The sequence below is a fragment of the Sphingobium sp. HDIP04 genome (assembly GCF_000445085.1).
GTDB classification, from domain to species: Bacteria; Pseudomonadota; Alphaproteobacteria; order Sphingomonadales; family Sphingomonadaceae; genus Sphingobium; species Sphingobium indicum.
Genome location: NZ_ATDO01000112.1, coordinates 25,799 through 48,069, shown reverse-complemented (window position 1 = coordinate 48,069; position 22,271 = coordinate 25,799). Strand labels below are relative to the sequence as shown.

At 62.0% G+C, this 22,271-nt stretch carries 23 protein-coding genes and 1 pseudogene; 12 read left to right on the top strand and 12 right to left on the bottom strand.

Translation table 11 applies throughout. From position 1 onward, the window contains the following. Nucleotides 1–434: 434 nt before the first annotated feature. On the bottom strand, nt 435–650 hold the full coding sequence (locus tag L286_RS48630; protein WP_152522351.1) for a hypothetical protein: 216 nt from the start codon (nt 648–650) through the stop codon (nt 435–437). A gap of 230 nt (nt 651–880) precedes the next feature. Here L286_RS48630 and L286_RS48025 point away from each other — a divergent pair. The 5 genes and pseudogenes from L286_RS48025 to L286_RS40275 form a co-directional block, all read left to right on the top strand. Further along, nucleotides 881–1,016: pseudogene (locus L286_RS48025) on the top strand (transposase); the annotation flags it as partial. 373 nt (nt 1,017–1,389) lie between these two features. Then, nucleotides 1,390–3,354, top strand: coding sequence for a BCCT family transporter (locus L286_RS40290; RefSeq protein ID WP_031293435.1), 1,965 nt, complete (start codon nt 1,390–1,392; stop codon nt 3,352–3,354). A gap of 7 nt (nt 3,355–3,361) precedes the next feature. After that, nucleotides 3,362–3,805 carry a hypothetical protein gene (locus L286_RS40285; protein WP_021223721.1) on the top strand — a complete coding sequence of 148 codons (444 nt, stop codon included), beginning with the start codon at nt 3,362–3,364 and terminating at the stop codon, nt 3,803–3,805. A 424-nt stretch (nt 3,806–4,229) separates the two neighbouring features. Next, entirely contained in the window at nt 4,230–5,138 is a 909-nt protein-coding gene (locus L286_RS40280) for a tyrosine-type recombinase/integrase (RefSeq protein ID WP_031293433.1), read from the top strand. A 4-nt stretch (nt 5,139–5,142) separates the two neighbouring features. Beyond that, nucleotides 5,143–6,342 carry an IS91 family transposase gene (locus L286_RS40275; RefSeq protein WP_031293431.1) on the top strand — a complete coding sequence of 400 codons (1,200 nt, stop codon included), beginning with the start codon at nt 5,143–5,145 and terminating at the stop codon, nt 6,340–6,342. A 449-nt stretch (nt 6,343–6,791) separates the two neighbouring features. Here L286_RS40275 and L286_RS0124840 read toward each other — a convergent pair whose 3' ends face one another. The 3 genes from L286_RS0124840 to L286_RS40265 form a co-directional block, all read right to left on the bottom strand. After that, nucleotides 6,792–7,799: a copper resistance protein B gene (locus L286_RS0124840; RefSeq protein ID WP_031293429.1), complete on the bottom strand. Its 1,008-nt coding sequence runs from the start codon at nt 7,797–7,799 to the stop codon at nt 6,792–6,794. Next, nucleotides 7,796–9,622 carry a copper resistance system multicopper oxidase gene (locus L286_RS40270; protein ID WP_021223716.1) on the bottom strand — a complete coding sequence of 609 codons (1,827 nt, stop codon included), beginning with the start codon at nt 9,620–9,622 and terminating at the stop codon, nt 7,796–7,798. Before L286_RS40270 ends, L286_RS0124840 begins: the two co-directional genes overlap by 4 nt. 85 nt (nt 9,623–9,707) lie before the next feature. Beyond that, complete coding sequence (locus L286_RS40265; RefSeq protein ID WP_139111417.1) at nt 9,708–9,947, bottom strand: hypothetical protein; 240 nt, start codon at nt 9,945–9,947, stop codon at nt 9,708–9,710. On the opposite strand from L286_RS40265, the gene L286_RS48625 reads away from it, so the two are divergent. From L286_RS48625 to L286_RS40250, 4 genes are all read left to right on the top strand, one after another. Further along, entirely contained in the window at nt 9,934–10,254 is a 321-nt protein-coding gene (locus tag L286_RS48625) for a hypothetical protein (protein WP_139111418.1), read from the top strand. The two genes, L286_RS40265 and L286_RS48625, sit on opposite strands and share 14 nt — an antisense overlap. 261 nt (nt 10,255–10,515) lie before the next feature. Continuing rightward, complete coding sequence (locus L286_RS40260) at nt 10,516–12,879, top strand: heavy metal translocating P-type ATPase (RefSeq protein ID WP_021223714.1); 2,364 nt, start codon at nt 10,516–10,518, stop codon at nt 12,877–12,879. Then, nucleotides 12,876–13,289 (top strand): Cu(I)-responsive transcriptional regulator, encoded by a 414-nt coding sequence (gene cueR, locus L286_RS40255; RefSeq protein WP_031293427.1) that lies wholly within the window; start codon nt 12,876–12,878, stop codon nt 13,287–13,289. The genes L286_RS40260 and cueR overlap by 4 nt, the downstream gene beginning before the upstream one ends. A gap of 220 nt (nt 13,290–13,509) precedes the next feature. Further along, nucleotides 13,510–14,142 (top strand): tyrosine-type recombinase/integrase, encoded by a 633-nt coding sequence (locus L286_RS40250; protein ID WP_021223712.1) that lies wholly within the window; start codon nt 13,510–13,512, stop codon nt 14,140–14,142. A 139-nt stretch (nt 14,143–14,281) separates the two neighbouring features. Here the strand turns inward: L286_RS40250 and arsH are convergent, their stop codons facing one another. The 5 genes from arsH to L286_RS40225 are packed head-to-tail and all read right to left on the bottom strand — an operon-like array spanning nt 14,282 to nt 17,277. Continuing rightward, nucleotides 14,282–15,022 carry an arsenical resistance protein ArsH gene (gene arsH / locus L286_RS40245; protein ID WP_021223711.1) on the bottom strand — a complete coding sequence of 247 codons (741 nt, stop codon included), beginning with the start codon at nt 15,020–15,022 and terminating at the stop codon, nt 14,282–14,284. Then, a complete protein-coding gene (locus tag L286_RS40240; RefSeq protein WP_021223710.1) occupies nt 15,019–15,453 on the bottom strand; it encodes a GNAT family N-acetyltransferase in 435 nt (144 codons plus the stop codon). Before L286_RS40240 ends, arsH begins: the two co-directional genes overlap by 4 nt. Then, nucleotides 15,450–16,508, bottom strand: a complete 1,059-nt coding sequence (arsB, locus tag L286_RS40235) for an ACR3 family arsenite efflux transporter (RefSeq protein WP_021223709.1) — start codon at nt 16,506–16,508, stop codon at nt 15,450–15,452. The genes L286_RS40240 and arsB overlap by 4 nt, the downstream gene beginning before the upstream one ends. After that, nucleotides 16,505–16,936 carry an arsenate reductase (glutaredoxin) gene (gene arsC / locus L286_RS40230; protein WP_031293426.1) on the bottom strand — a complete coding sequence of 144 codons (432 nt, stop codon included), beginning with the start codon at nt 16,934–16,936 and terminating at the stop codon, nt 16,505–16,507. Before arsC ends, arsB begins: the two co-directional genes overlap by 4 nt. An 8-nt stretch (nt 16,937–16,944) precedes the next feature. Further along, on the bottom strand, nt 16,945–17,277 hold the full coding sequence (locus L286_RS40225) for an ArsR/SmtB family transcription factor (protein ID WP_021223707.1): 333 nt from the start codon (nt 17,275–17,277) through the stop codon (nt 16,945–16,947). 147 nt (nt 17,278–17,424) lie between these two features. Here L286_RS40225 and L286_RS49025 point away from each other — a divergent pair, with 147 nt between their 5' ends. Beyond that, nucleotides 17,425–17,583: a hypothetical protein gene (locus L286_RS49025; RefSeq protein WP_193746244.1), complete on the top strand. Its 159-nt coding sequence runs from the start codon at nt 17,425–17,427 to the stop codon at nt 17,581–17,583. 86 nt (nt 17,584–17,669) lie between these two features. On the opposite strand, the gene L286_RS40220 is transcribed toward L286_RS49025, so the two are convergent. Both L286_RS40220 and L286_RS40215 read right to left on the bottom strand, forming a co-directional pair. Then, nucleotides 17,670–18,257, bottom strand: coding sequence for a response regulator transcription factor (locus L286_RS40220; RefSeq protein ID WP_021223706.1), 588 nt, complete (start codon nt 18,255–18,257; stop codon nt 17,670–17,672). Continuing rightward, nucleotides 18,254–19,810, bottom strand: a complete 1,557-nt coding sequence (locus L286_RS40215) for an ATP-binding protein (protein ID WP_238559323.1) — start codon at nt 19,808–19,810, stop codon at nt 18,254–18,256. The genes L286_RS40220 and L286_RS40215 overlap by 4 nt, the downstream gene beginning before the upstream one ends. Before the next feature lie 527 nt (nt 19,811–20,337). Between L286_RS40215 and L286_RS40210 the strand changes: the two genes are divergently transcribed. Together L286_RS40210 and L286_RS40205 are read left to right on the top strand one after the other, a co-directional pair. Beyond that, a complete protein-coding gene (locus L286_RS40210; RefSeq protein ID WP_021223704.1) occupies nt 20,338–20,982 on the top strand; it encodes an outer membrane protein in 645 nt (214 codons plus the stop codon). Nucleotides 20,983–21,263: 281 nt separating this feature from the next. Further along, on the top strand, nt 21,264–21,464 hold the full coding sequence (locus tag L286_RS40205) for a DUF5818 domain-containing protein (RefSeq protein ID WP_031293424.1): 201 nt from the start codon (nt 21,264–21,266) through the stop codon (nt 21,462–21,464). A gap of 3 nt (nt 21,465–21,467) precedes the next feature. Here the strand turns inward: L286_RS40205 and L286_RS40200 are convergent, their stop codons facing one another. Then, complete coding sequence (locus L286_RS40200; protein ID WP_021223702.1) at nt 21,468–22,232, bottom strand: hypothetical protein; 765 nt, start codon at nt 22,230–22,232, stop codon at nt 21,468–21,470. Nucleotides 22,233–22,271: the final 39 nt, after the last annotated feature.

The following is a 22,271-nucleotide window of genomic DNA, read 5'->3' as shown; positions in this document are numbered from 1 at the left end:
CTTCCATTGGATTATTCACGCAGATCATCAATGTCTCGTCCCTTACGTCAAGCTGAGACTCGCCCATGGACGATATGAGTCTGTAGCACAGCCATGGTCTGGTTCTCTTGCGGAGCCCCGCTTGGCAGCCGGAAAATTTGGCGGCTATTCGGGGGTGCACATCAAAATGCTCGTGGCCGCCCTCTGCATCGGCCTTCAATGAAGTCAGGCAAAATCGGTTGTCTCGATGTTTACAAGGAAGAAGAGGACCTGTTCTTCAGGGGTCTGTCAGGCCAGATGCTCTAGGACGACATCTTTGCCTTGCTGCTAACTTTTATTTTGCGCCTAGCTTGATCGAGCAAAAGGCTGACGTTGAAACGCCTGCGCGCAGCCGGCAGCCGCTTCGATTTGGCCTTTGACTTATCGACCCGTAAAAAGAGGGAGCGAGCAAAGCCCTAAAAAGATCCCAACTTCTTCTGTACTATGGCGCAGCCACGGCTTTGCGCTACCTCAATTTCATAAATCTTGATGGCCTCCATATAGGTCGGAACCTGCCAGGTTTCACGGGTTCTTAGCGAGCGGATGAAGTATGGTTTTTCGGTATGCGATCTGTGCCAAAGCTGTACGCCCTCCTCTTGCGCCACGAGCCTTTCTGTTACCGATACGACCATTCTTACTTCTCCATGCTTCAAAAGATTCTACTTCTATAGAAGAGGATCCTCAAGGCTTGTCGCAGTGACCGCTTCAGCACTCGGCCAGGGTCAGGGCCCATTCATATTGGGTTTCAGTGATCCAGGCTTCCTGAGGAGACTGGATTTGAGCGGCTCATATTGGCTGATGGATGAGCAGATGGCACGTTGAGCCCTATTTTCCGAAGAGGCATGGTAAGCCCCGCCTTGATGAACGGCGCAACCACATCGAGATCATGTTCGCCTGCCTCAAGAGACTGGCGACGGGTCGCGACGCGCTACGATCGATGCCCCAAGGCCTTCTTCTCGGCCATCGCCCTCGCTGCCACTGTCATCTTCTGGCTCTAATCAGTGAGTCCTGAGCTTAGCAACACCGCCGTCGATTCGAGATTTCAGACGACGACATGGCTGCGCTGAAAGCGATTGAGCGGGTGACTGACTACGGCCAGCCGACGAAATTCCCGGTGTTCGGAAAGACGCGCCAAGCCGACCCGCGAAGCCCGCGGTTGAGCAATGAGCCGCCGGCAGCCTGGCCACACCGGCTTGAGGACCGGCCCGGCCACCCGGCGGTTCTCTCTGCCATGATTGGCTAGGCTGTTTGACGACATCGCTCGAAGCGACAGCGGCTATTGCAACTGACCCTGCCCTGGGTTGTTCCCCTCTGTAGGCAACGCCTTGGCGGCAGGAGGAGAATAGATTGACGCAGCCGTCTGCCAAGGACATGGCGGGACCAAGCGCCAGGCGGAAGTTGAAGATCAATCCGCCCGTCTTCTTCGTTTCGGCCGGGTTAATCCTCGCCTTCGCACTGTTCGGTGCCATGGCGCCGGAATTGGCGAACCGGATCTTCACGGACGTGCAGGCGCTGATCGTCGCCGACTTCGGCTGGTTCTACATCGCCGCGGTGGCGGGCTTCCTGGTGTTCGTCCTGTTCCTGATGCTCAGCCGCTATGGCGACATAAAATTGGGACCGGACGACAGCGAGCCGGATTATAGCTATCTGTCCTGGTTCGCGATGCTGTTCAGCGCCGGCATGGGCATCGGCCTGATCTTCTTCGGCGTGGCCGAACCGATCGAGCATTATGCCTCGCCGCCAGTCGGCGAGGGGCGGACAATCGAGTCGGCGCGCCAGGCGATGGTGCTGACCTTCTTTCACTGGGGGCTGCACGCCTGGGCGATTTACATCGTCGTCGGGCTGGCGCTCGCCTATTTCGCCTTTCGCCGGGGCCTGCCACTCACGATCCGTTCGGCGCTGTATCCGCTGATCGGGCAGCGCATCCACGGGCCCATCGGACATGCAGTGGATATTTTCGCGGTGCTGGGCACGATGTTCGGCGTCGCAACCTCGCTCGGCCTCGGTGTGCTGCAGGTAAATGCCGGCTTCAGCTACCTGTTGGGCCTGCCGACCAACGCGCCCGTGCAGCTTGTGCTGATCGCCGCCATCACGGGCATGGCCACGTTGTCGGTCGTGATGGGGCTGGACAAGGGCGTGAAGCGCCTTTCCGAACTCAATATCGCTCTCGCCGGGCTCCTGCTCGCCTTCGTGCTGGTCGCAGGATCGACCGTGTTCCTGCTTCAGGCGTTCGTCCAGAATATCGGTAGCTATCTGAGCGAGGTCGTCCAGCGCACCTTCCGGCTCTACGCCTATGAGCCCAATCCCTGGCTTGGCGACTGGACCCTGTTCTATTGGGGCTGGTGGATCGCCTGGTCGCCCTTCGTCGGCATGTTCATCGCGCGCATCTCCCGCGGGCGCACCATTCGCCAGTTCGTGGGCGGCGTACTGCTCGTGCCGACGCTGTTCACCTTCCTGTGGATGACGGTGTTCGGCAACACGGCTATCGCGCTGGACTTGACCGGGGCCGCGAACATTGCCGACACGGTCGCCAACAACCTTCCTGTGGCGCTGTTCGAGACACTGGAGCAGCTGCCGCTGGCAACCGTCGTTTCCGGCATCGCCACTTTGCTGATCATCACCTTTTTCGTGACCTCGGCGGATTCCGGTGCGCTGGTCATCGACATGATCACATCGGGCGCGGCGGAGAATCCTCCCGTTTGGCAGCGGGTGTTCTGGGCGGTGTGCGCCGGCGGCATCGCCGCCGTGCTGCTGGTCGCCGGCGGTCTCCAGGCGCTCCAGACCGCGGCGATCGCCAGCGCGCTGCCCTTCGCGATCGTGATGGTCTTCATCTGCTACGGCCTGTTGCGCGCGCTCCAGATGGAAGGCAGGGAGGCATTGGATCTTTCCTCCGAGGATCAAGTCGGGATCGCTGAAGCGCCCGTCGGCTGGCAGCAGCGCCTTGCCACCATCACGCGCTTCTACGCCAGGGGCGAGATTGCAGCGTTCCTGACGAACACCGCCGCGCCGGCGCTCCAGGCGGTGGCAGCCCAGATGCGCGAAAGCGGCCTGTCGCCGACTCTGGTTCACGGTGCCGATCTGGCGGAGCTTCATGTTTCGCACGGCGAGCGCGGCGGGTTCCGGTATCAGCTTCGCGCCCGCGGATTTCGTGCCCCCAGCTTTGCCTGGGCGGAGCCGCTCAAGGCGTCCGAGCGGGAGCGCCTGCACTACCGCGCGATGGCGCATTCCTCCGACAGTGACCAGCCGCACGATGTGACCGGCTACACCCAGGAGCAGCTCATCAACGATCTGCTCAATCGCTATGCGCGCTTCCGCCATAGCAGGCCGATGGCGTGAGCGAGCGGTGAGTATCCGCCGGGTCAGCGAGCTTCATCTGGAGCATAGCCGAAGCCTGTTCTTCAGCGAGCGCTCCCGCCGTGAGGCGATCCGTGGCAGCCTCAGCACGCCGGTCGCCGTCATCTCCTTCGCCGTCTTCGCGCTGAGCAGTCTGTCGGTCAAAATCGACGTCGACCGCTGGCAGGAGGGCACCGCGCTGGCTGTGCTGGCACTCTCGGCCATGGCGATCATGGCTCTGTGCGCTTCGCCGTGGCAAGTTGTGCTCTCCGAATGGTCGCTCGTCTATCATGACCCGCCGAGGCTGGTGGATCTGCTGGATGAGGACAGTGATGCGGATGACGGTGGCAACCGGACGCGCGCCGTGCTCACGGCCAGCTATGCAGTGATTATGAGCAATATCTCCAAGGCAATGCCGTCAGCGCGCGCTGACGCACCCGAGCCTTGCGGTTGATCCTGCTGTCGCTCCTGCTCCAAGCGTTGGCATTCGCAGTTCTACCGTTCCATCTCGTGGGGGCTGAGGATGCGATTGCTAGATCGACCTTTCACCCGCCGGCGCCGCCAGCCCGGCTCTGCCGACCGGCCCGACAGGCTACGACGACGCCTAACTCCTGCATGCCGCGAGCTGACCGATGCGGAGGACCGAAATCGCGGGTTCCTGCATGGGAGGCTTTCGTACACAAGCGCCCAAAACCAGACAATCGTAGACGGCCGTGATCGAGCGAATGGAGGACAGTGCTTGGGACATGTACGAACCCGCTGGCGCGGGAGTGGTGTTTGCCCTGAGCTTTGCCGGCCGGTCTGCGGCCTGGGTCGAAGTTGAGGTCTGCGCCAAGTAGGCAGACGATCGTGGCTCCTTTGAACCAAGGAGCCGTACGATGACCAACATCCTTTCTAATGCCCCTGTCAGTTCCCTACGTCAGCGCATGATCGAAGACATGAACATGCGCCGGTTCACGCGGAAGACTCAGTTCGATTACGTGCGGCATGTCGCGAGGTTCGCCACATATCTTGGGCGTCCCCCCGATACTGCGACCGTGGAAGAGCTCCGGCGATTCCAGGTCGAACAGCGCGAGGCAGGCATTGGCATCCCGACCATGAACAGCATCGTTTCTGCGCTGCGTTTCTTTTTCACTCACACCATTGATCGCCCGGATCTGTCCCGCAAGCTCTACACAGTCAAGAATCCGCGCTCCTTGCCCGTTGTCCTCAGCCGCGATGAGGTCGTGCTCCTACTTGGCGGGACCAACTGCCTGAAGCACAAGGCTGCACTGTCCGTTGCGTATGGCGCTGGCTTGCGCGCCGCCGAAGTGACGATGCTGAAGGTCCGCGATGTCGACAGCAAGCGCATGCTCCTGCGCGTAGAGCGCGGTAAAGGCGGGCGCTATCGCAATGCGCTCCTGCCCGCTGACCTTCTTGCCCTTTTGCGTGAGTGGTGGACGGTTGGCAGCAAGCAGGGCGTCATGCATGCCGATGGCTGGCTGTTCCCAGGCATGCACTATCTCAAGCCGCTTAGTACCCGGCAGCTCCATCGGATCGTTGTCGATGCTGCCGAGGCTGCGGGTATCAAAAAACGGGTTGGCCCGCATACTCTGCGGCACAGCTTCGCCACGCATCTGCTGGAAGACGGCGTCGATATTCGGATTATCCAGGCGCTGCTCGGGCATGCGAACCTCGAGACAACCGCTTTCTACACCACGGTCGCAACTCGAACGGTGCGCGCGGTCATCAGCCCGCTGGACAAATTGACGACGCTGCTCGAGGCGCAGGTAGTGCCTCCCGGCTGAGCCGGTGCGCGCCTCGCTCGAGGTCGCCGACATCTTCCGTAGCGCCGGGCCCGCGTATCGCGCAGCCCATGCCGGGCATCTCAGCCTAGGCCAGCTCAAGGTCATGACGGCCATCGAGAACTGCCGCACCGCCGCGCTGGGCGGTCACGTCGAGGCCTGCGACGACTGCGGGCACTGGCGGATCGCCTACAACTCTTGTCGCAACCGGCACTGTCCCAAGTGTCAGGGCGCCGCCGCGCGCACATGGCTGGCCGCGCGCGAGGCCGATCTCTTGCCGGTCGGTTACTTCCACGTCGTGTTCACGCTGCCTGCCGAGATCGCCGACATTGCCTGGCAAAACAAGGCAGTGATCTACGACCTGCTGTTCCGCGCGGCTGCGGACACGATGCTGACCATCGCGGCCGATCCCAAGCACCTCGGTGCGCGGGTTGGCATCACCGCCGTGCTGCATACGTGGGGATCGGCACTCACCCACCACCCGCATGTGCACATGATCGTGCCCGGCGGCGGCATCGCGCTGGACGGCACACGGTGGATCTCGTCGCGCCCAGCCTTCCTGCTACCGGTGCGCGTGCTGGGGGCATTGTTCCGCCGCCTGTTCCTCACGCGTCTGTTGGCGCTGTTCGATGCCGACAAGCTGTCCTTCTTCAGCACCTTGGCGGGCCTCGCGACACGCAAGGCGTTCCTGCGGCATCTATCGCCGATCAGGAAAAAGCGCTGGGTGGTCTATGCCAAGCCGCCCTTTGCCGGGCCGCAGGCGGTGCTGGCCTATCTCTCGCGCTACACGCACCGCGTTGCCATCTCGAACCGGCGCCTCATTGCCTTCGACGAGACCGGCGTGACGTTCCGGTACAAGGATTATCGCCGCGACGGTGGCGAGCGCCAGCAGGCCATGACGCTGGCCACCGACGAGTTCACCCGCCGCTTCCTGATCCACGTCTTGCCGCGCGGTTTCCACCGCATCCGGCATTACGGCCTGCTTGCCAGTTCAACGCACAAAGAAGCCATGGCGCTGGCCCGCAGGCTGCTTGGCGTCGCCGCGCCGATTGAGGAGACCGACACCGAATCCGACAAACAGCCCAATCATTGCCCGCCATGCCCATGTTGCGGCGGGCACATGACCATTATTGAGGACTTCGCTCGCTGGTGCCAGCCCCGCGCTCCGCCGCAATCGGCGCCGCCGAGCCGGAAGAACACGTCATGATCCGGCATGGCTTACCCTGCATGATGGCCGTGAACGTTGCGCCACGGCCCATGGGGATAGGTGTGTCGACGCCGCCAGCACAGTCAAAACTGGGCTCATTGCCAGCAGGATCAGCGGCGCTTCGAACACAATGGCCATCTGACTTCTATGCTGTTCCGCCCATCACGGGCTGGCCGGTAGGCTTGCTTCAGTCACCCCAATCCACACCAAAGCCCTTTTACCCATAGACCTGTGCGAGCCTCACCGCGGGTCGTACTTGTAAGACTTTCGTACGCCTGTCGGCGCCCGAAACCCTTCGACTTACCTGCCGGTCACGATTGCAGTGGCGAACGACAGCTTTTCGCAGGAGCGGACGCCTCGCGTGCGTTGATGCCTCCGCTCCGAGCCAGTAGACCAAAATCCAGACTGGCCAACATCAGCGACGCGTGCCAGCCTGGAAACTGTCGTCCTCAGAACCAGGAACGGATTCCGATTAGGAGATTCCATCCCCCTGCCTTCTCGCCCTGCGCCCGGCGAAAATCGGCAGTGTCGCCGAAAGCGCGCTCATATTGAACGCCGACATAGGGCGCGAACTCGGGCACGAACTGGTAGCGCAGCCGTAGCTCCAGTTCGGCGGTGGAGAGGCCAGAGCCTATGCCCAGTTCGGGGACGTCCTGTGCGGCAAGGTTGAATTCGATTGCCGGCTGGAGGATCAGTTTCTGGGTCAGACGCTGATCATATTCCGCTTCGATCCGCGCGGTGACGTCACCCCTGTTCGACAGGAACAGCGCCCCACCCATTTCGAACCAGTAAGGGGCAAGGCCCTGGACGCCGACAACGGCATAAGTCCGGTTTGGCCCCGTGCCAAAATCCTGCCGGATGCCGGTCTGAAAATTCCACCACGGCTCGAGCGCATGGTTCCAGAGCGCCTGCGCTTCGGCATGTGTCGGACTTTCGTCGAAGCTGCTTTCACCCTCGGTCTTGATCCAAAGCCTGTCGATGTCGCCGCCATACCAGCCTTGCGCATCCCAAGCGTAACCGTCCTTGCCCTTGCTGATGACCGCTTCGAGCTGATCGATCAGGATCATACCGCTTTTGATATCGCCATGTTCCTTGCGGACGATTTCGCGCGCTGGGGCCATTGCCGGAGTGCCGTAAATGGCATCGGCCGCATGATCGGGACCGGTCAATGCCGCAGCGGATGGTGGCGCCACCGGCGGATCGGGAATGCCGGGCGCGTGGTGTGCATGGGCCGTGTGCGCTTCATGGGCGGATTGTGATGGCATTGCGTGGCCTGCATGTTCATCCGCCGGGAAGGATGATGGGGCGTGCGGCTGGTCCTGCCCATCATGAGGATTGTCCGCTTCCGCCTCCGTCGCATGGTGCGCGTGAGGATCGACCGGTGCCTCATGATGCTGGTGCTGCGCCAGCGCAGGCGTCGCCACCGCCGCGAGAAGGATTGCTGCGAGATATTTCATGCCGCCTCTCCCTCCAGTGGACGGACGGTGACGACGCGGAACATGCCCGCGTGCATGTGCAGCAGCAGATGGCAGTGGAATGCCCAGTCGCCCGGCGCATCCGCCGTCAGGTCGAAGCTGACTTTGCCGCCGGGCAGCACATTGACGGTGTGCTTGCGCGGATAGCTGCCCGTGTGGCCGTTCACCAGCTCGAAGAAATGGCCGTGCAGATGGATCGGGTGGGTCATCATCGTATCGTTGATGAGGACGACGCGTGCGCGTTCGTTGCGTTCGAACCGGATCGGCTCGACGCCCTCGCTGAATTTTTCACCATCGAACGACCACATGAAGCGCTCCATGTTGCCGGTGAGATGAACCTCGATCGTGCGCCTTGGCGGCCGCGTATCGGGGTTGGGAGTGAACGACATCAGATCCCGATAGGTCAGCACCTTGTGGCCGACATCCTCCAACCCAAGACCGGGGTCGCCGGTACGGTCGACCGGCGCCATGGCGATGGCATCGACGCCGACGCCGACCTTGACGCTGTCGGGCACCAAAGACTTGTCGCGCATGTTCATGCTGCCCATCGAATGGGAACCGCCATGCCCCGCCGTCGCCGCGCTTGTTCCGGCGGCCATTGCGCCATGATCCATCCCGGCCATGGCGCTGTGGTCCATGCCCGCCATGTCCCCGTGATCCATGCCGCCCATACCCATGTCTTTCATGGTGAGGGTGGGACGCGGGCGCAGTGGCGGGACAGGTGCGGCCATGCCCAGGCGCGGGGCGAGCGTGGCGCGACCCATGCCGGACCGATCGATCGATTCCGCGACGAAGGTGAACGCCCTGTCTTCTGTCGGCTCGATGATGACATCGTAGGTTTCGGCATTGCCGATCTGGAACTCGTCCACCGTGACCGGGCGGACATTCAGCCCATCGGCACTGACCACGGTCATCGGCAGACCGGGAATGCGAATGTTGAAGATCGTCATGGTGGCGGCATTGACGATGCGCAGCCGCACCCGCTCGCCGGGACGGAACAGGCCGGTCCAGTTTTCCTGCGGACCATGGCCGTTGACGAGATAGGTGTAGGTGGCAGCCGTCACGTCGGCGATATCCGCCGGGTCCATCCGCATTTTCCCCCACATCGCGCGGTCGGCCGCGGACATTTTCTCCTCAGGACCGCCTTTCAACATGCCGAACAGGGTCTGCTTCTGGCGGTTGAAATAGCCGCCTTCCACCTTGAGCTTGGTGACGAGTTGGTGCGGATGCAGGAACGTCCAGTCGCTCAGCACGATCACATGCTCGCGATCATAGGCGACCGGATCGGGCTCTGCCGGATCGATCACGATCGGGCCATAATGGCCCTGCTGCTCCTGCAACCCGGAGTGGCTGTGATACCAATAAGTACCGCTCTGAACAATCGGAAATTCATAGACGAAGGTGGTGTGCGGCTTGATACCGGGAAAGCTGACGCCCGGCACCCCGTCCATCTGGAACGGGACGATCAGCCCGTGCCAATGGATCGAGCTATCTTCGTCGAGCGTATTCTCGACATGGAGGCGAACATTCTGCCCCTCGCGCAGCCGGATCAGCGGCGCGGGCAATACGCCGTTCATCGTGACGGCATGGCCGGTGCGTCCGCCGACCGTAAAGGGGGTGTTCGCAATTTTGAGGTGGATATCCTCGCCCGAAAGCGTGGGCATCTGCGTTGCCAGCCCCGGCGAGCCGGCCAGACCTGCCGAACCCGATTGCGCCCAAGCCGGAAACAGGCCGGAAAAGCCCAGTCCGGCGGCACCGACCGCGCCGGCACGCAGTAGGGATCGTCGATCGATCGTCTGTGTCATGATTTTGTCCTCGGCTCCACTGGGGAGCCTTCTATGTGCTGAAGGAACCGGGAGGCGGGAAAGCCGCCTCCCGGTTCGCGTCCGATCAGTGCTGACCCGTGCCATGTCCGGCATGCGGATCGGCGGCAGGCGCCTTCGCCTTGCCCTCGACCTTCATTTTCTCGCAGCAGGCCATCTTGCCATCAGCACCCTTGTCGCAGCGGCCGCCGGACATATCGTGACCTTCATGCATGTCATGACCGGTCTTTCCGCCCTGCCTGCTGTGTTGGTTGTGCACATCGGCCGGTGCGACGCCCTGGGCGAAGGCTGGCGTGGCGATCATCATCGTGATCGCAGCAATTATCAACTTCATGACTAATCTCCGGAAGAAAGTGGATGAACCTCAATTCCTCGGAGTCATGCGCGGCGGCGGCGTTTCTCCCTCAAGCGTGATCGCGGCGAGATGTTTCTGTCCCACAACCGAATATAAGGTCTTTGTTGGCCGATACCGCTGCCCAATGAAGGGCGCCATTGCCGGGAACGCCGCGCAGGCAATGGCGCAGTGCATGGCGGGTTCGGGAGATTTACGATCGGAGGGAGCTTCGCTTCCGGCACAATGCCCCGCGACCGAAGCCATCTCCATTGCACCCTGATGCGGCATAGCCGCTGCAGTGCCGCTCGCCGTGAATACGGACGAGACGAGCATGGCAAGCGCGATCAGAAGTGACGAAAGCAACTTCATCACAAGCCCTGGCGGGTGGTGGGGCCTGTTGGGGGATTGGGCCATGGGTGACAACGATTCGAATCCTTCTCGAACTCTCCATGCACCTTGACACAATGATAAGGTCAAGCGCCTATTGACCCTGACATAGTGTCAAACTCCATATTGCCCTGTGATGGAAGGAGGCAGTGTAATGGCCGAGTCGAATCACAGCGCGCATCCCGGGGATCATGACTGCTGCGGAGGTCACGGCAAGCATTCCGCCGGGCTGGTCGTCGACCCGGTTTGCGGCATGACCGTCGATCCGCAGAAGACGGTGCGCCATGCGAGCCATGCCGGCCACGACTACCATTTCTGCGGCGCCCGTTGCCGCGAGAAGTTCATTGCGGACCCGGAAGCCTATCTGAACAAGTCGGCCGATCGCGTCGTCGATGCTCCGGCGGGGACGATGTGGACCTGCCCGATGCACCCGGAGATCCGGCAGGACCATCCCGGCGCCTGCCCCATCTGCGGCATGGGGCTTGAGCTGGAAATGGTCAGCGCCGATACTGGGCCAAGCGCCGAGCTGACCGACATAACGCGGCGTTTCTGGATTGGCCTCGTGCTGGCCCTCCCGGTCTTCATCCTTGAAATGGGCGGGCATCTGTTCCCCGCGCTGCATCATCTCGTGCCCATGAAACTGTCGATCTGGATCCAGTTCGCGCTGGCGACGCCGGTCGTACTGTGGGCGGGCTGGCCCTTTTTCGAGCGTGGCTGGGCTTCGCTGAAAACCCGCAACCTCAATATGTTCACGCTGATCGCGATGGGGACCGGCGTCGCATGGGCCTATAGCGTCGTCGCAACGCTGGCGCCCGGCATCTTCCCGGATGCCTTCCGCGCCGCCGATGCGACCGTCGCGGTCTATTTCGAGGCCGCCGCCGTCATCACCGTGCTGGTGTTGCTGGGGCAGGTGCTGGAACTGCGCGCGCGCGAACGCACCTCCGGGGCGATCAAGGCGTTGCTCAATCTCGCCCCCAAAACAGCGCGGCGCATCGACAAGGACGGCAGCGAAGCGGAAATCCCGCTGGAGGATGTGGCGGTCGGCGACCGTTTGCGAGTGCGGCCCGGCGAAAAGGTGCCGGTCGATGGCGTGGTCGAGGAAGGGCGTTCGGCGCTCGATGAATCGATGGTGACGGGCGAATCCATGCCCGTCACCAAGTCGGATGGCGACAGGGTGATCGGCGGCACGATGAACCAGAGCGGGGCCCTGGTCATCCGCGCCGACAAGGTCGGGCGCGACACCATGCTGTCGCGCATTGTCCAGATGGTCGCCGAGGCACAGCGCTCGCGCGCGCCGATCCAGCGCATGGCCGATCAGGTCTCGGGCTGGTTCGTGCCGGTTGTCATCGGGGTCGCTGTCCTCGCCTTCATTATCTGGGGCGTCTGGGGACCTGAGCCGCGCTTTGCCCATGGGCTGATCGCGGCGGTATCCGTTCTCATCATCGCCTGCCCCTGCGCGTTGGGGCTGGCGACGCCGATGTCGATCATGGTCGGCGTCGGGCGCGGTGCGGGGCTTGGCGTGCTCATCAAGAATGCCGAGGCGCTGGAGCATATGGAAAAGGTCGACACGCTGGTGGTCGACAAGACCGGCACGCTCACCGAAGGCAAGCCCGCCGTCACCCGCATCGTCGCAGCGGACGGGTTCGAGGAGACGGAATTGCTGCGGATCGCCGCCGGGGTGGAACGCGCCTCCGAACATCCGCTGGCGCTGGCGATCGTCGACGCGGCAACGGGCCGGGGCATCGACATTCCTCCCGTCAGCGACTTCGATTCGCCGACCGGCAAGGGGGCGCTGGGAATGGTCGAGGGCCGGCCTGTCACGCTCGGCAATGCGCGTTTTTTGGCGGAAGCGGGGATCGACACCGCGTCCCTCGCCACACAGGCCGATGCACTGCGTGCGGACGGCGCGACCGCGATCTTCATGGGGCTGGCTGATCGGGCCGTGGGCATCTTCGCCATCGCCGATCCGATCAAGCCGACGACGCCCGAAGCGCTGGCCGCCCTGCGCGCTGACGGCATCAAGGTGGTGATGCTGACCGGCGATAACCGCACGACGGCCGAAGCGGTTGCACGCCGGCTCGGTATCGATGCGGTCGAGGCCGATGTGCTGCCCGATCAGAAGGCGGCGGTCGTCGTGCGGCTGAAACAGGAAGGCCGCATTGTCGCCATGGCGGGCGACGGGGTCAACGACGCACCGGCCCTCGCGGCGGCGGACGTCGGTATCGCCATGGGCCATGGCACCGACGTCGCGATGGAAAGTGCGAGCGTGACCTTGCTCAAGGGCGATCTCAACGGCATCGTCCGCGCCCGCCAGCTCAGTGAGGCGACGATGTCGAATATCCGCCAGAACTTGTTCTTCGCGTTCATCTATAATGCGGCGGGCGTGCCGATTGCGGCCGGATTGCTTTATCCGTTTTTCGGCATCCTGCTCTCGCCGATGATCGCGGCGGCGGCGATGGCCTTGTCGTCGGTGAGCGTCGTCGCCAACGCGCTGCGGCTAAACCAGGTGAAGCTGTGAATATCGGCGCAGCCTCAAAGGCGAGCGGCGTCTCGCAGCGGATGATCCGCCATTATGAGAAGATCGGCCTCATTCCACCGCCGTCGCGCCGGGACAGCGGCTATCGCGATTATGCCGATGCCGATGTCCATCGCCTGCACTTCATCGCCAATGCCCGCGATCTCGGCTTTCCAATCGAGGATATCCGCGATCTCCTCGGGCTGTGGAGCAACAGCCAGCGCGCCAGCGCCGATGTCAAGGCACTCGCCGTCGCCCGCGCCGAAGAACTGGGCCGCAAGGCCGAGGCGCTTCAGGCGCTTCGGCAAACGCTGCTGGAACTGGCCGAACGCTGCCACGGCGACGACCGCCCCGATTGCCCGATCATCGAGCGCATGTCTGGCGAGGACGACCGCGACGCCGCGGGCGTTTGATGAGGAGAACCGAGACCCGGATATGGCTCGGTAGACGGCAATGGACCGCATTGCTGCTCAGCATCCGCGACCCAAATAGATGGCAGATTCTGGCCTAAGCAGCTGTTCAGGCGAGAGCGGAGAAAACTTAATTTGGTCGGCACGGGCCGCAAAGCCACTCCTGCGCATCGTCATCGGCAAGCGTTCTGCAAATGGCCAACGTGGCCATAGGAGAACGACCATGGAGATGCCTGAGACCGAACTCACCGCCACCAAGCGCCCGGTTTGGAATGCCGGAAGGACCGTTGGTGCAAAGCGGGCTCTGAAACCGAAACAGATCTGGGAAATCCGCTTCTACCTCAATCAGCGCCGCCGCCTGCGAGATCGGGCGCTTTTCGATCTTGCGATCGACAGCAAGCTTCGGGGCTGCGACCTGGTGCAGATGAAGATCGGTGACCTTGTCAGTGGCGGGCAGATCCGAACACGGGCAATAGTAATGCAGCAGAAGACAGGCCGGCCCGTTCAGTTCGAACTGCTGCCAGATGCTCGGGCGAGCTTGCTGGCATGGCTAGAACTCCGGGGTGGCACGGTGGACGATTATGTGTTCCCGAGCCGGGTTGATCACAATGGGCACCTGAGCACACGGCAGTATGCTCGGCTTGTCGACGAATGGGTGACGGGGGTCGGCCTTATGCGAAGCGAGTATGGCACCCATTCGCTTCGGCGAACAAAGGCATCGATCATCTGCAGGGCGACCGGCAATCTGCGAGCTGTCCAGATCCTTCTCGGCCATAGCAAGATCGAGAACACAGTGCGTTATCTTGGGATCGACGTAGAAGATGCGCTTGCCCTTGCCGAAAACACCGAAATCTAAGCCGTCGGCTCCTCGCCAGAGACGAGGAGCCGGCCTCGTGACGCTTGGGACTTAGCTGCCGTTTGGATGGGTTAGCCTGAAAGGCTGTTTTCAGAATAAGCAGATATTCTAAGTCTAGGTGGCGGGCAACCTGCGGCCATCAGCCGAAAGCGCGCGAGGCAAGATCGGCCGCAGCATCACGCTTCGCCTGTGCGGCCTTCCGTTCGGAATAGCGATCGACGAGTTGACCAGCGTGAGAGCGGGTCAGGATAGTAAAGCGAACCAGCTCCTCCATCACATCGACGATACGGTCGTAATAGCTCGACGGACGCATGCGGCCGGCCTCGTCGAACTCCTTGAACGCCATCGCCACGCTCGACTGGTTCGGGATGGTGATCATCCGCATCCAGCGGCCGAGCAGGCGCAACGTGTTGACCGCGTTGAACGACTGCGAGCCGCCCGACACCTGCATGACCGCGAGGGTGCGGCCCTGGGTCGGCCGCATGCCGCCGAACTCCAGCGGCAGATGGTCGATCTGCGCCTTCATGATGCCGGTGATCTGGCCGTGCCGCTCGGGGCTGCACCAGACCATGCCTTCGGACCATAGCGCATGCTGGCGCAGATCATGGACGGCGGGATGATCGTCGCCTTTCACCTGATCAGGGAGCGGCAGGTCGCTCGGATCGAATATCCGCACCTCGGCGCCGAACAGGATCAGCAGCCGTGCCGCTTCCTCGGCCGCGAGGCGGCTGAACGAGCGTTCGCGCAGCGACCCGTAGAGCAACAGAATACGCGGCGGCGGCTGATCATCGCCCATGCCGGCGCCGGGCCGGGTGATGGCGATGCTGAGATCGAGCGCAGGCAAATGGTCGGGGTCGATCAGGTTACGAAGGCGCGTCATACAAGATCCTTGACGAGATAGGTCGCGCGCGGACCGCACAGCGACGTGAACTGCGCGGTCGCTGCGATGAAGGCCGGCGCGGCACCGCGATCGGCATCGGCGTAACCGAGCCTGCGGAAGAACTCCCCGGTGCCGTTGGTCAGGAGATGCAGCCGTTCGACCGCGCCGTCGGCGACGCCTTCAAGGCGCTCGACCAGCATCCGACCATAGCCCCTGCCGCGACGTGTCGGCAGCACGACCAGCGACCGGAGCAGCCGATCTGCACCATCGCCCTCCAGGCCGATGAACCCGATCAGCCCTTCATCGTCGGACAGACTGAAGAACATCTGATCGGGACCGCCGAGATCGTCGGTCGGGAGCTGCGCGGCGCCAAGCGCGAGTCGCAGAACATCATCAGCGTGCTGAGACTCCGAGAAATAGATCTGGGTCATGCCGCTCGCGCCTCGTACCAGGGCCGCGTCCGCTTCACGATCGAGACGACCGACAGCATCACCGGCACCTCGACCAGCACGCCGACCACGGTCGCCAGCGCCGCGCCCGAGTTGAGCCCGAACAGGCTGATCGCCGCGGCGACCCCCAGCTCGAAGAAGTTGGAGGCGCCGATCAGCGCAGCCGGGGCCGCGACGCACCATGCCACACCGAGCCTGCGGCTCAGCCAATAGGCTAGCCCGGCGTTGAAATAGACCTGGATCAGGATCGGCACGGCGATCAGCGCGATGACGAGCGGATGGGCGATGATCGCCTCGCCCTGAAACCCGAACAGCAGTACCAGCGTGGTCAGCAGCGCCAGTAGCGAGACCGGTCCGAGCCGGGCCAGCAGCCGGTCCAGTGCTGCCTGTCCGCCCGATCCGATAACGGCGCTGCGGACGATCTGCGCGACGATAACGGGCACGACGATGTAGAGCATGACCGAGATCAGCAGCGTGTCCCAAGGCACCGTGATCGACGCGACGCCGAGCAGCAGCCCGACCAGCGGCGCGAAGGCGAACACCATGATCACGTCGTTCAACGCGACCTGGCTCAGCGTGTAGGTCGGCTCGCCCTCGCAGAGGTTGGACCAGACGAACACCATCGCCGTGCAGGGCGCGGCGGCGAGCAGGATCAGACCGGCGATATAGGAGCTGATTTCACCCACCGGAAGCAAGGGCCGGAACAGCCAGCCTAGGAATAGAGTGCCGAGCAGCGCCATCGAGAACGGCTTCACCGCCCAATTGATGAACAGGGTGACGCCGACGCCCTTCCAATGCTGGCGGACCGACCCAAGCGCGCGGAGGTCGATCTTTAGCAGCATGGGGATGATCATCAGCCAGATCAGCACCGCGACCACGAGGTTGACCCGCGCCACTTCGGCCGAGGCGATCGTGCCGAACAGGCTGGGCAGCGCATAGCCGAGCGCGATCCCCACCACGATGCACAGCGCCACCCAGATGCTGAGATAGCGCTCGAATGTGCTGATCGCCGGCTTGGCCGACCCGGCGGTGGTCATGCGCCGATCCTGTTGCCCGCGTCGTCGATGACCTTCTCGCCATCTTCCTTGGTGAAAGCACCGCGCTGCCGGGCCGGCAGCAGGTCCAGCACATCTTCGGACGGGCGGCACAGCTTCACGCCGAGCGGCGAGACGACGATCGGGCGGTTGATGAGGATTGGATGCGCGATCATCGCGTCGATGAGCTGGTCATCGCTTAGCGCCGGGTCGCCCAGGCCAAGCTCGGCATAGGGCGTGCCCTTCTCACGCAGCAGCGCGCGCGGCGTGATACCCATGCGGCCGATCAGCGACACGAGACGCGAGCGGTTGGGCGGCGTCTTCAGATACTCGATGACGCGCGGCTCGATGCCGGCGTTCTGGATCATCGCCAGCGTATTGCGCGACGTCCCGCACGCGGGATTGTGATAGATGATGATATCGACGGTCATGGGAGCCTTCAGCAGCAAGGATTAAGCTCGGCGATAAGCGGCTCGCAAAGCTCCGCCTTGCCTCCACAACAGTCCTTCACGAGAAACAGGGTGAGCGCCTTCAACTGGTCGAGATCGGCGCGGTAGTTGATGATGCGGCTGCGCCGCTCCGACCGGATCAGTCCGGCACGCGCCAGGGTCGCGAGATGCACCGACATGGTGTTCTGCGGAACGTCGAGCGCCTTAGCGACCTCGCCGGCGGCCAGGCCGTCAGGCTCATGCCGGACCAGCAGGCGGAATGCATCGAGGCGGGTGCCTTGGGCGAGCGCACCAAGGGTCGATATAGCTGAGTCGTCGTCCATATATCCGCGATAATAGATATATGGATTTAATCAAGAAGCGTCTGACTTTTGTCAGAAGCCGACCTTGGCCGCCGCGTTACAAAAGACCGGGTCTGGTCGGATGCCGCCGGAAGGTCCTGGCGGGACCTGCCATTCAAGGCTTGCCCGGTGAACGCCAATTTGGTCATCGAAGATCGGCCCCAGCCCCGGATCTTTGTCGGACCCGCTAGTAAAGGCCCCGACGAGGCGCGCGATATCGTCTCCTTGATTTCGGTCGTCATGACGCTGGCGTCCGGCTTTGTAGAAGTGGGTTCAGGGTTAGCATGAGCTCGTCTTCCACCAGCGGCGCTTTAATGAGAATGGCGTCCAGGTCCGCGGCTTAAGCCCGAAGCGTGCGGGTGGGTCCATGAAAATTAGTCCAGCGATGCCAGAGCGATCAGTTGGGCCAACCCGTTAGCGCCCGTTTTGGAAATGATCGACGCCCGGTGATCCTCAACCGTTTTAGGGCTGAGCTCCAGCATGGCAGCGATGACCTTGTTGCTGTGACCCTGCACGAGCAGGTCGAACACTTCTCTTTCGCGCGGAGACAATGTGGCGGTGCGGGCGAGCTGCTGTCTTTTCCGGACCGACCAATCCACACCTTCACTGACCGCGGCAAGCAGCCGCGCTTCATCAAGCGGCTTCTCAAGGTAATCAATCCCTCCATGGCGACGCACCGAATCGACGGCATTTGCGGTCGTCGGCCATGCCGTCATGAAAATGATCGCGACTGCCGGATCTATGACTCGGACCCGGTCGGCAAAGCCGAAGCCATCGAGATCATCCATCATCACGTCGGTGACGATGCAGGCTGCAGGCGCCGGTGCATAAATATCGAGAAGCCGGACCGGGTCCAGGAAAGACTGCGCGCTAAAGCCATGCCGACAGAGCAACCGCGCCACGGTGGCGCCCAGATCTGCGTCATCATCCACCACGTAGACCTTGGGATCGTCTGCGTTCATGCATCGTCTCCGGCAAGCGGCAGGATGATTGAAGCGTGGGCCACACCGTCATGAACCTTCGCCTTTTCCAAATGCCCGCCATGCGCTTCCACTATGGCCTGCGCAACCAGAGCGCCGACCCCCATGCCTGCCTTGGCGCGATGGCTGGTTCCGACGCGGTTCGTGACCATGATCCGCACACTTTTTCCTTCCTTCTCGCCGGTCAGTTCGACCTGTCCGTCATTCGCCGCGTGGATGGCATTGCGCAGGAGGTTCATCAGCGCCTGGCTCAGTTCCACCTCCTGCGCAAACACGACAAGATCGGGATTGATCGGGCCGATCTTGAGGAACGCACCCTGATCTCTGGCTTCCGGAGTTGCAATTGCGGCCACGCTTTCGATCAGCGCCGAAACCGGCAGCGCGCTCGGCTCGTCCACCGCCGCCCCGCCGAACCGTCGCAGGCGGCGCACAAGGTTGGATAATGTCGCGGCCTTGCGATCCACCAGTGCAGCGCTCCGCATGATTTCGTCGTCGGCCCCGTCCGTGATTTCGTGAAGATGTTTCGCCTCGATCGCCAAGGTCGATAGCGGCTGGCTGATCTCATGGATAACTGCCACCGACATCGCACGCAGGGTCTTCAGTCGCTCGGCCTGGAAGAGCAGCCGGTCGCGCCGCTCGATGTCCGTGCGGGCCTGCTTCTGGGCGTCGCAATAGCTGCCCGCAAGATAGCCGACCACCACGACAGTCGCGAGGTCAAGATGCAGGTGCAGCCGATCAATTGTGCTGAACGCGCCCGCCGTCTCCGGCAGGATAAGAAGGCTAACGATTGTCAAAGCAATCCACACAGGAAAGCGCCCAGAACGCAAACCAATCCACGCGACAGCCAGGATGAGGGGCATTGGCTGGGACCCCAGTCCAATTCGGTTGAGGAGCCAGGTCGTGGCGATCCCGCCTGCCAGTAGGAGCGCAGCCTCCAGCGTTGCGCTCCCGCGAATTGCGCATTCGCGGAAAGCCGCAATCATGCCGCTTCGGCGCTGGCTGATCATCTCGGCCACCCAGAGAAGCGGCGGCGCGATGATCAGCACGCCCAACAGGTCGCCGACAGCAAAGGCCGTGAGCGAGATCATGATATCCTGAACGCTTTCAACTGCCGTTCGGTCTGGCCGCAGCAGTGCTTCTGGCAGAGCGCTGAACGCTGCGACCCCAGGTGCGGCAACGGCGGCAAGTCCGAAGGGCATTGGAGGCGCCATGACGCCCGCTCTTCTGCCGGTGGATAGCCAGCGGATGACAGCTACCACGCCACCGTAAGCCAGAACTGGCCGCAAGATGCCCCACAGCGTCATCGCCAGGTCGGGCGAGCCCGGATTGAAACGCCCCATGATCAAATTGACCACGATTTCCACGGCGGCGATTGCTGTCGTAAGGCGCGGCCCGGCGTGCCATAGCACGGCGAGGCGGAGGCCCGCAGCCGGAAACCAGACGGAATAAAAACCTCTACCGCCCCAATAGGCTGCCAGCCCCAGTGTCAGCCAGAAGCCGAAGCCGTAGGCCAGCAACAGTAACAAATCAGCCATGGGCGCCCGCGTGCCATCATATCGTGCCTGGCCTGAAGGGATTATCATGCGGTTGCCTTGCCGAGTTCGTTGAAGGTCGTGAAGCAGGGAAATTCCTTGAGGAGACATTGAGCAGATCAAGCCATTGTAATCATCGGCCCAATGCACCTGCTGCGCCAGGCACTGAGCCGCGGTCGATCCATCCGGCGAGCAGCACCGGGAAAAACCCGGATAGGCAAAATGGCTTAATCCAGCCAGCAGTCCCCTGCGACCCGAAGGGAACTTTAGTTTCCTTTACCTGACCCGGCCATCCGGCCGGGTCACTTTTTCCGCAGCCATTGTTCAGCAGCGAGCCGCCTTCGATCTAGAATTTCGAGGGCGCACATCGTGTGAGTCTCACATCCTCCGTGCACGCTTACCTGTTGTAATCAATCAACAGTTTTGCGGAAACTATCGCTGTGAGCTTGACCTGATCTGCTTGCTCGACTACCCGCCACATCGGGTCGCAACCGAAACAAAAAATTTCCGCGAACCAATTCAGGGGAACTATGAAGAAAATTTCTTTGACGCTTCTGGCGATCGTCGCCGGAGCTACTTCCGCTCATGCCGAAACCTTTTCCGGTCCATTCATCGGCGCGCAGATCAGCCGCGACGCTTATGAAGTGAAGGCCGAAGACACCGATATCGGCATCGGCACGCTCGACCTGGATGGCCTGAGCGGCAACGGCATCGGCGGCGGCATTTATGTCGGCTATGACTATGCCCTGTCGAACAACGTCTTCTTCGGCGTGGAAGCTAACGCCAATTTCTCGGGCGCCAGCATTTCGGCTGAGCTTGACGACGGCACGGACAGCATCAGCGGCAAGGTCAAGGCCCGCGAATCGTTCGGCCTCAGCGCTCGCCTCGGTGCAATGATCGCCGACAGCACCGCCCTTTATGCGCGTGGCGGCTGGCAGTCGACCAAGTTCAAGACCACGGTTTTTGACGGCGTCGATACCTACGGCACGAAGACGATGCAGGACGCCCTGGTTTACGGCGCAGGCCTGGAAACGCGCGTCGGCGCGCAGGCGTCGATCCGCGTTGAATATCTGATCGAAGATTATGGCAGCGCTGGCCTCAACCGCGATCTGGATACCAATGGCATCCGCGTGGACAACAACAAGCTTTCGCTGGGCATTTCCTGGCGTTACTGATTGCGTAACCGCATGAACAGGAAGGGGTGTTCTGACGAACGCCCCTTTCTTCATTGCGCACGCGACAAGCATTTCCTCAGACTGGCTCCGCTTTTCACAGTCGAGCGGAGTCTTTTTTCATTAGGGGCGGCATACTCCGCAGATCGAAACGCCCAGATTAAGGCGTTTTGGTCATGTGGTGGGCCTCGGAAAATAGGTCGACAATCGGTCCAGCGGTTCTCTGAGCGAGAAATCACGCTGTGATCCAATTCTTGACCTAGCTATCGGGAGCACAAAGCGTCATGCATCGGCCAACCCGTCACGAGCTAACCGGCATCTTGCTGGAGAACGGTCTTTATCCAATCCTGCGTGTGCCGGACGGTGGAGAATGGCGGTTGGACATCCTGAAGCGGCACAAGCATCTTCTGGGCACGCGGGTCAAAGTGGTCGGCATAAGAGATGGGTTCGATCTGCTCGCCGTGGATCATATCGAACCCGCGTGATGCCTAAGCAGGACTTTCAACCCCGATTTCGCTTCTTATTTGCTCTGCAATCAGTCTGATCGCTTCATTGCTGTTCAGGCTGTGGGGTCCCCCGCTCAGGTGAGGAATTACGGCGACGGGAACCATCCCGTTTGTGGCGACATGTAATCTCTTCGCGTGACCGTTCACCGTGATGGTGTGGACTGTCGGAGTCCCGGGTGTACCGGTGATCTCAAGGAAATCTACAAGGTGGGTCAGGCCAGTGCCAATGACCAAGCGGGGTCGGCAGCGTTCAATCCAACTTTTCATCACGCGGAAGCGATTTTCCCGCAGCCACGCGCGGTAGTCATCCTTGCGGGTGAAGCCGGTCTTTGCAGCGGAATGTGCGTCCCACTCCCCGACCTTGTTGCAAGGTTCAGGGAAGAGATTTGCTTTGAAATATCCAGTCGAACCGTGCTCGAAAGGACGGGCACGCTGCGCAAATGCGCGGAAATCCTCCGGATCCCCACCCTCCAACGCGCAGAGCAGCTTGAAAGCATTGCGATTGAAGGGCCATTCAAGTTGTAGTTCGACGGCGTAGGCATCCAACTTTGCTGCTCGCTCACCTTCCATCTCAGTATCGGCGGCTTCGTCGGCGAGGGACCAGCCAGGTTCGATTCCCAGCAACCAGATTGACCGATTCTCGGGCGAGCCAGGGTCGCCCCCTTCGCACGTCGTGAGAAAGGCCGCTTCGTCCTCAACGCGGTTACGGAAAGCGGCGGCGGCTGGTGAGAGCGGTGTCACGATCATTGTTCATCCCGTTAATGATTTTGGTGCTGCCCCGACCGA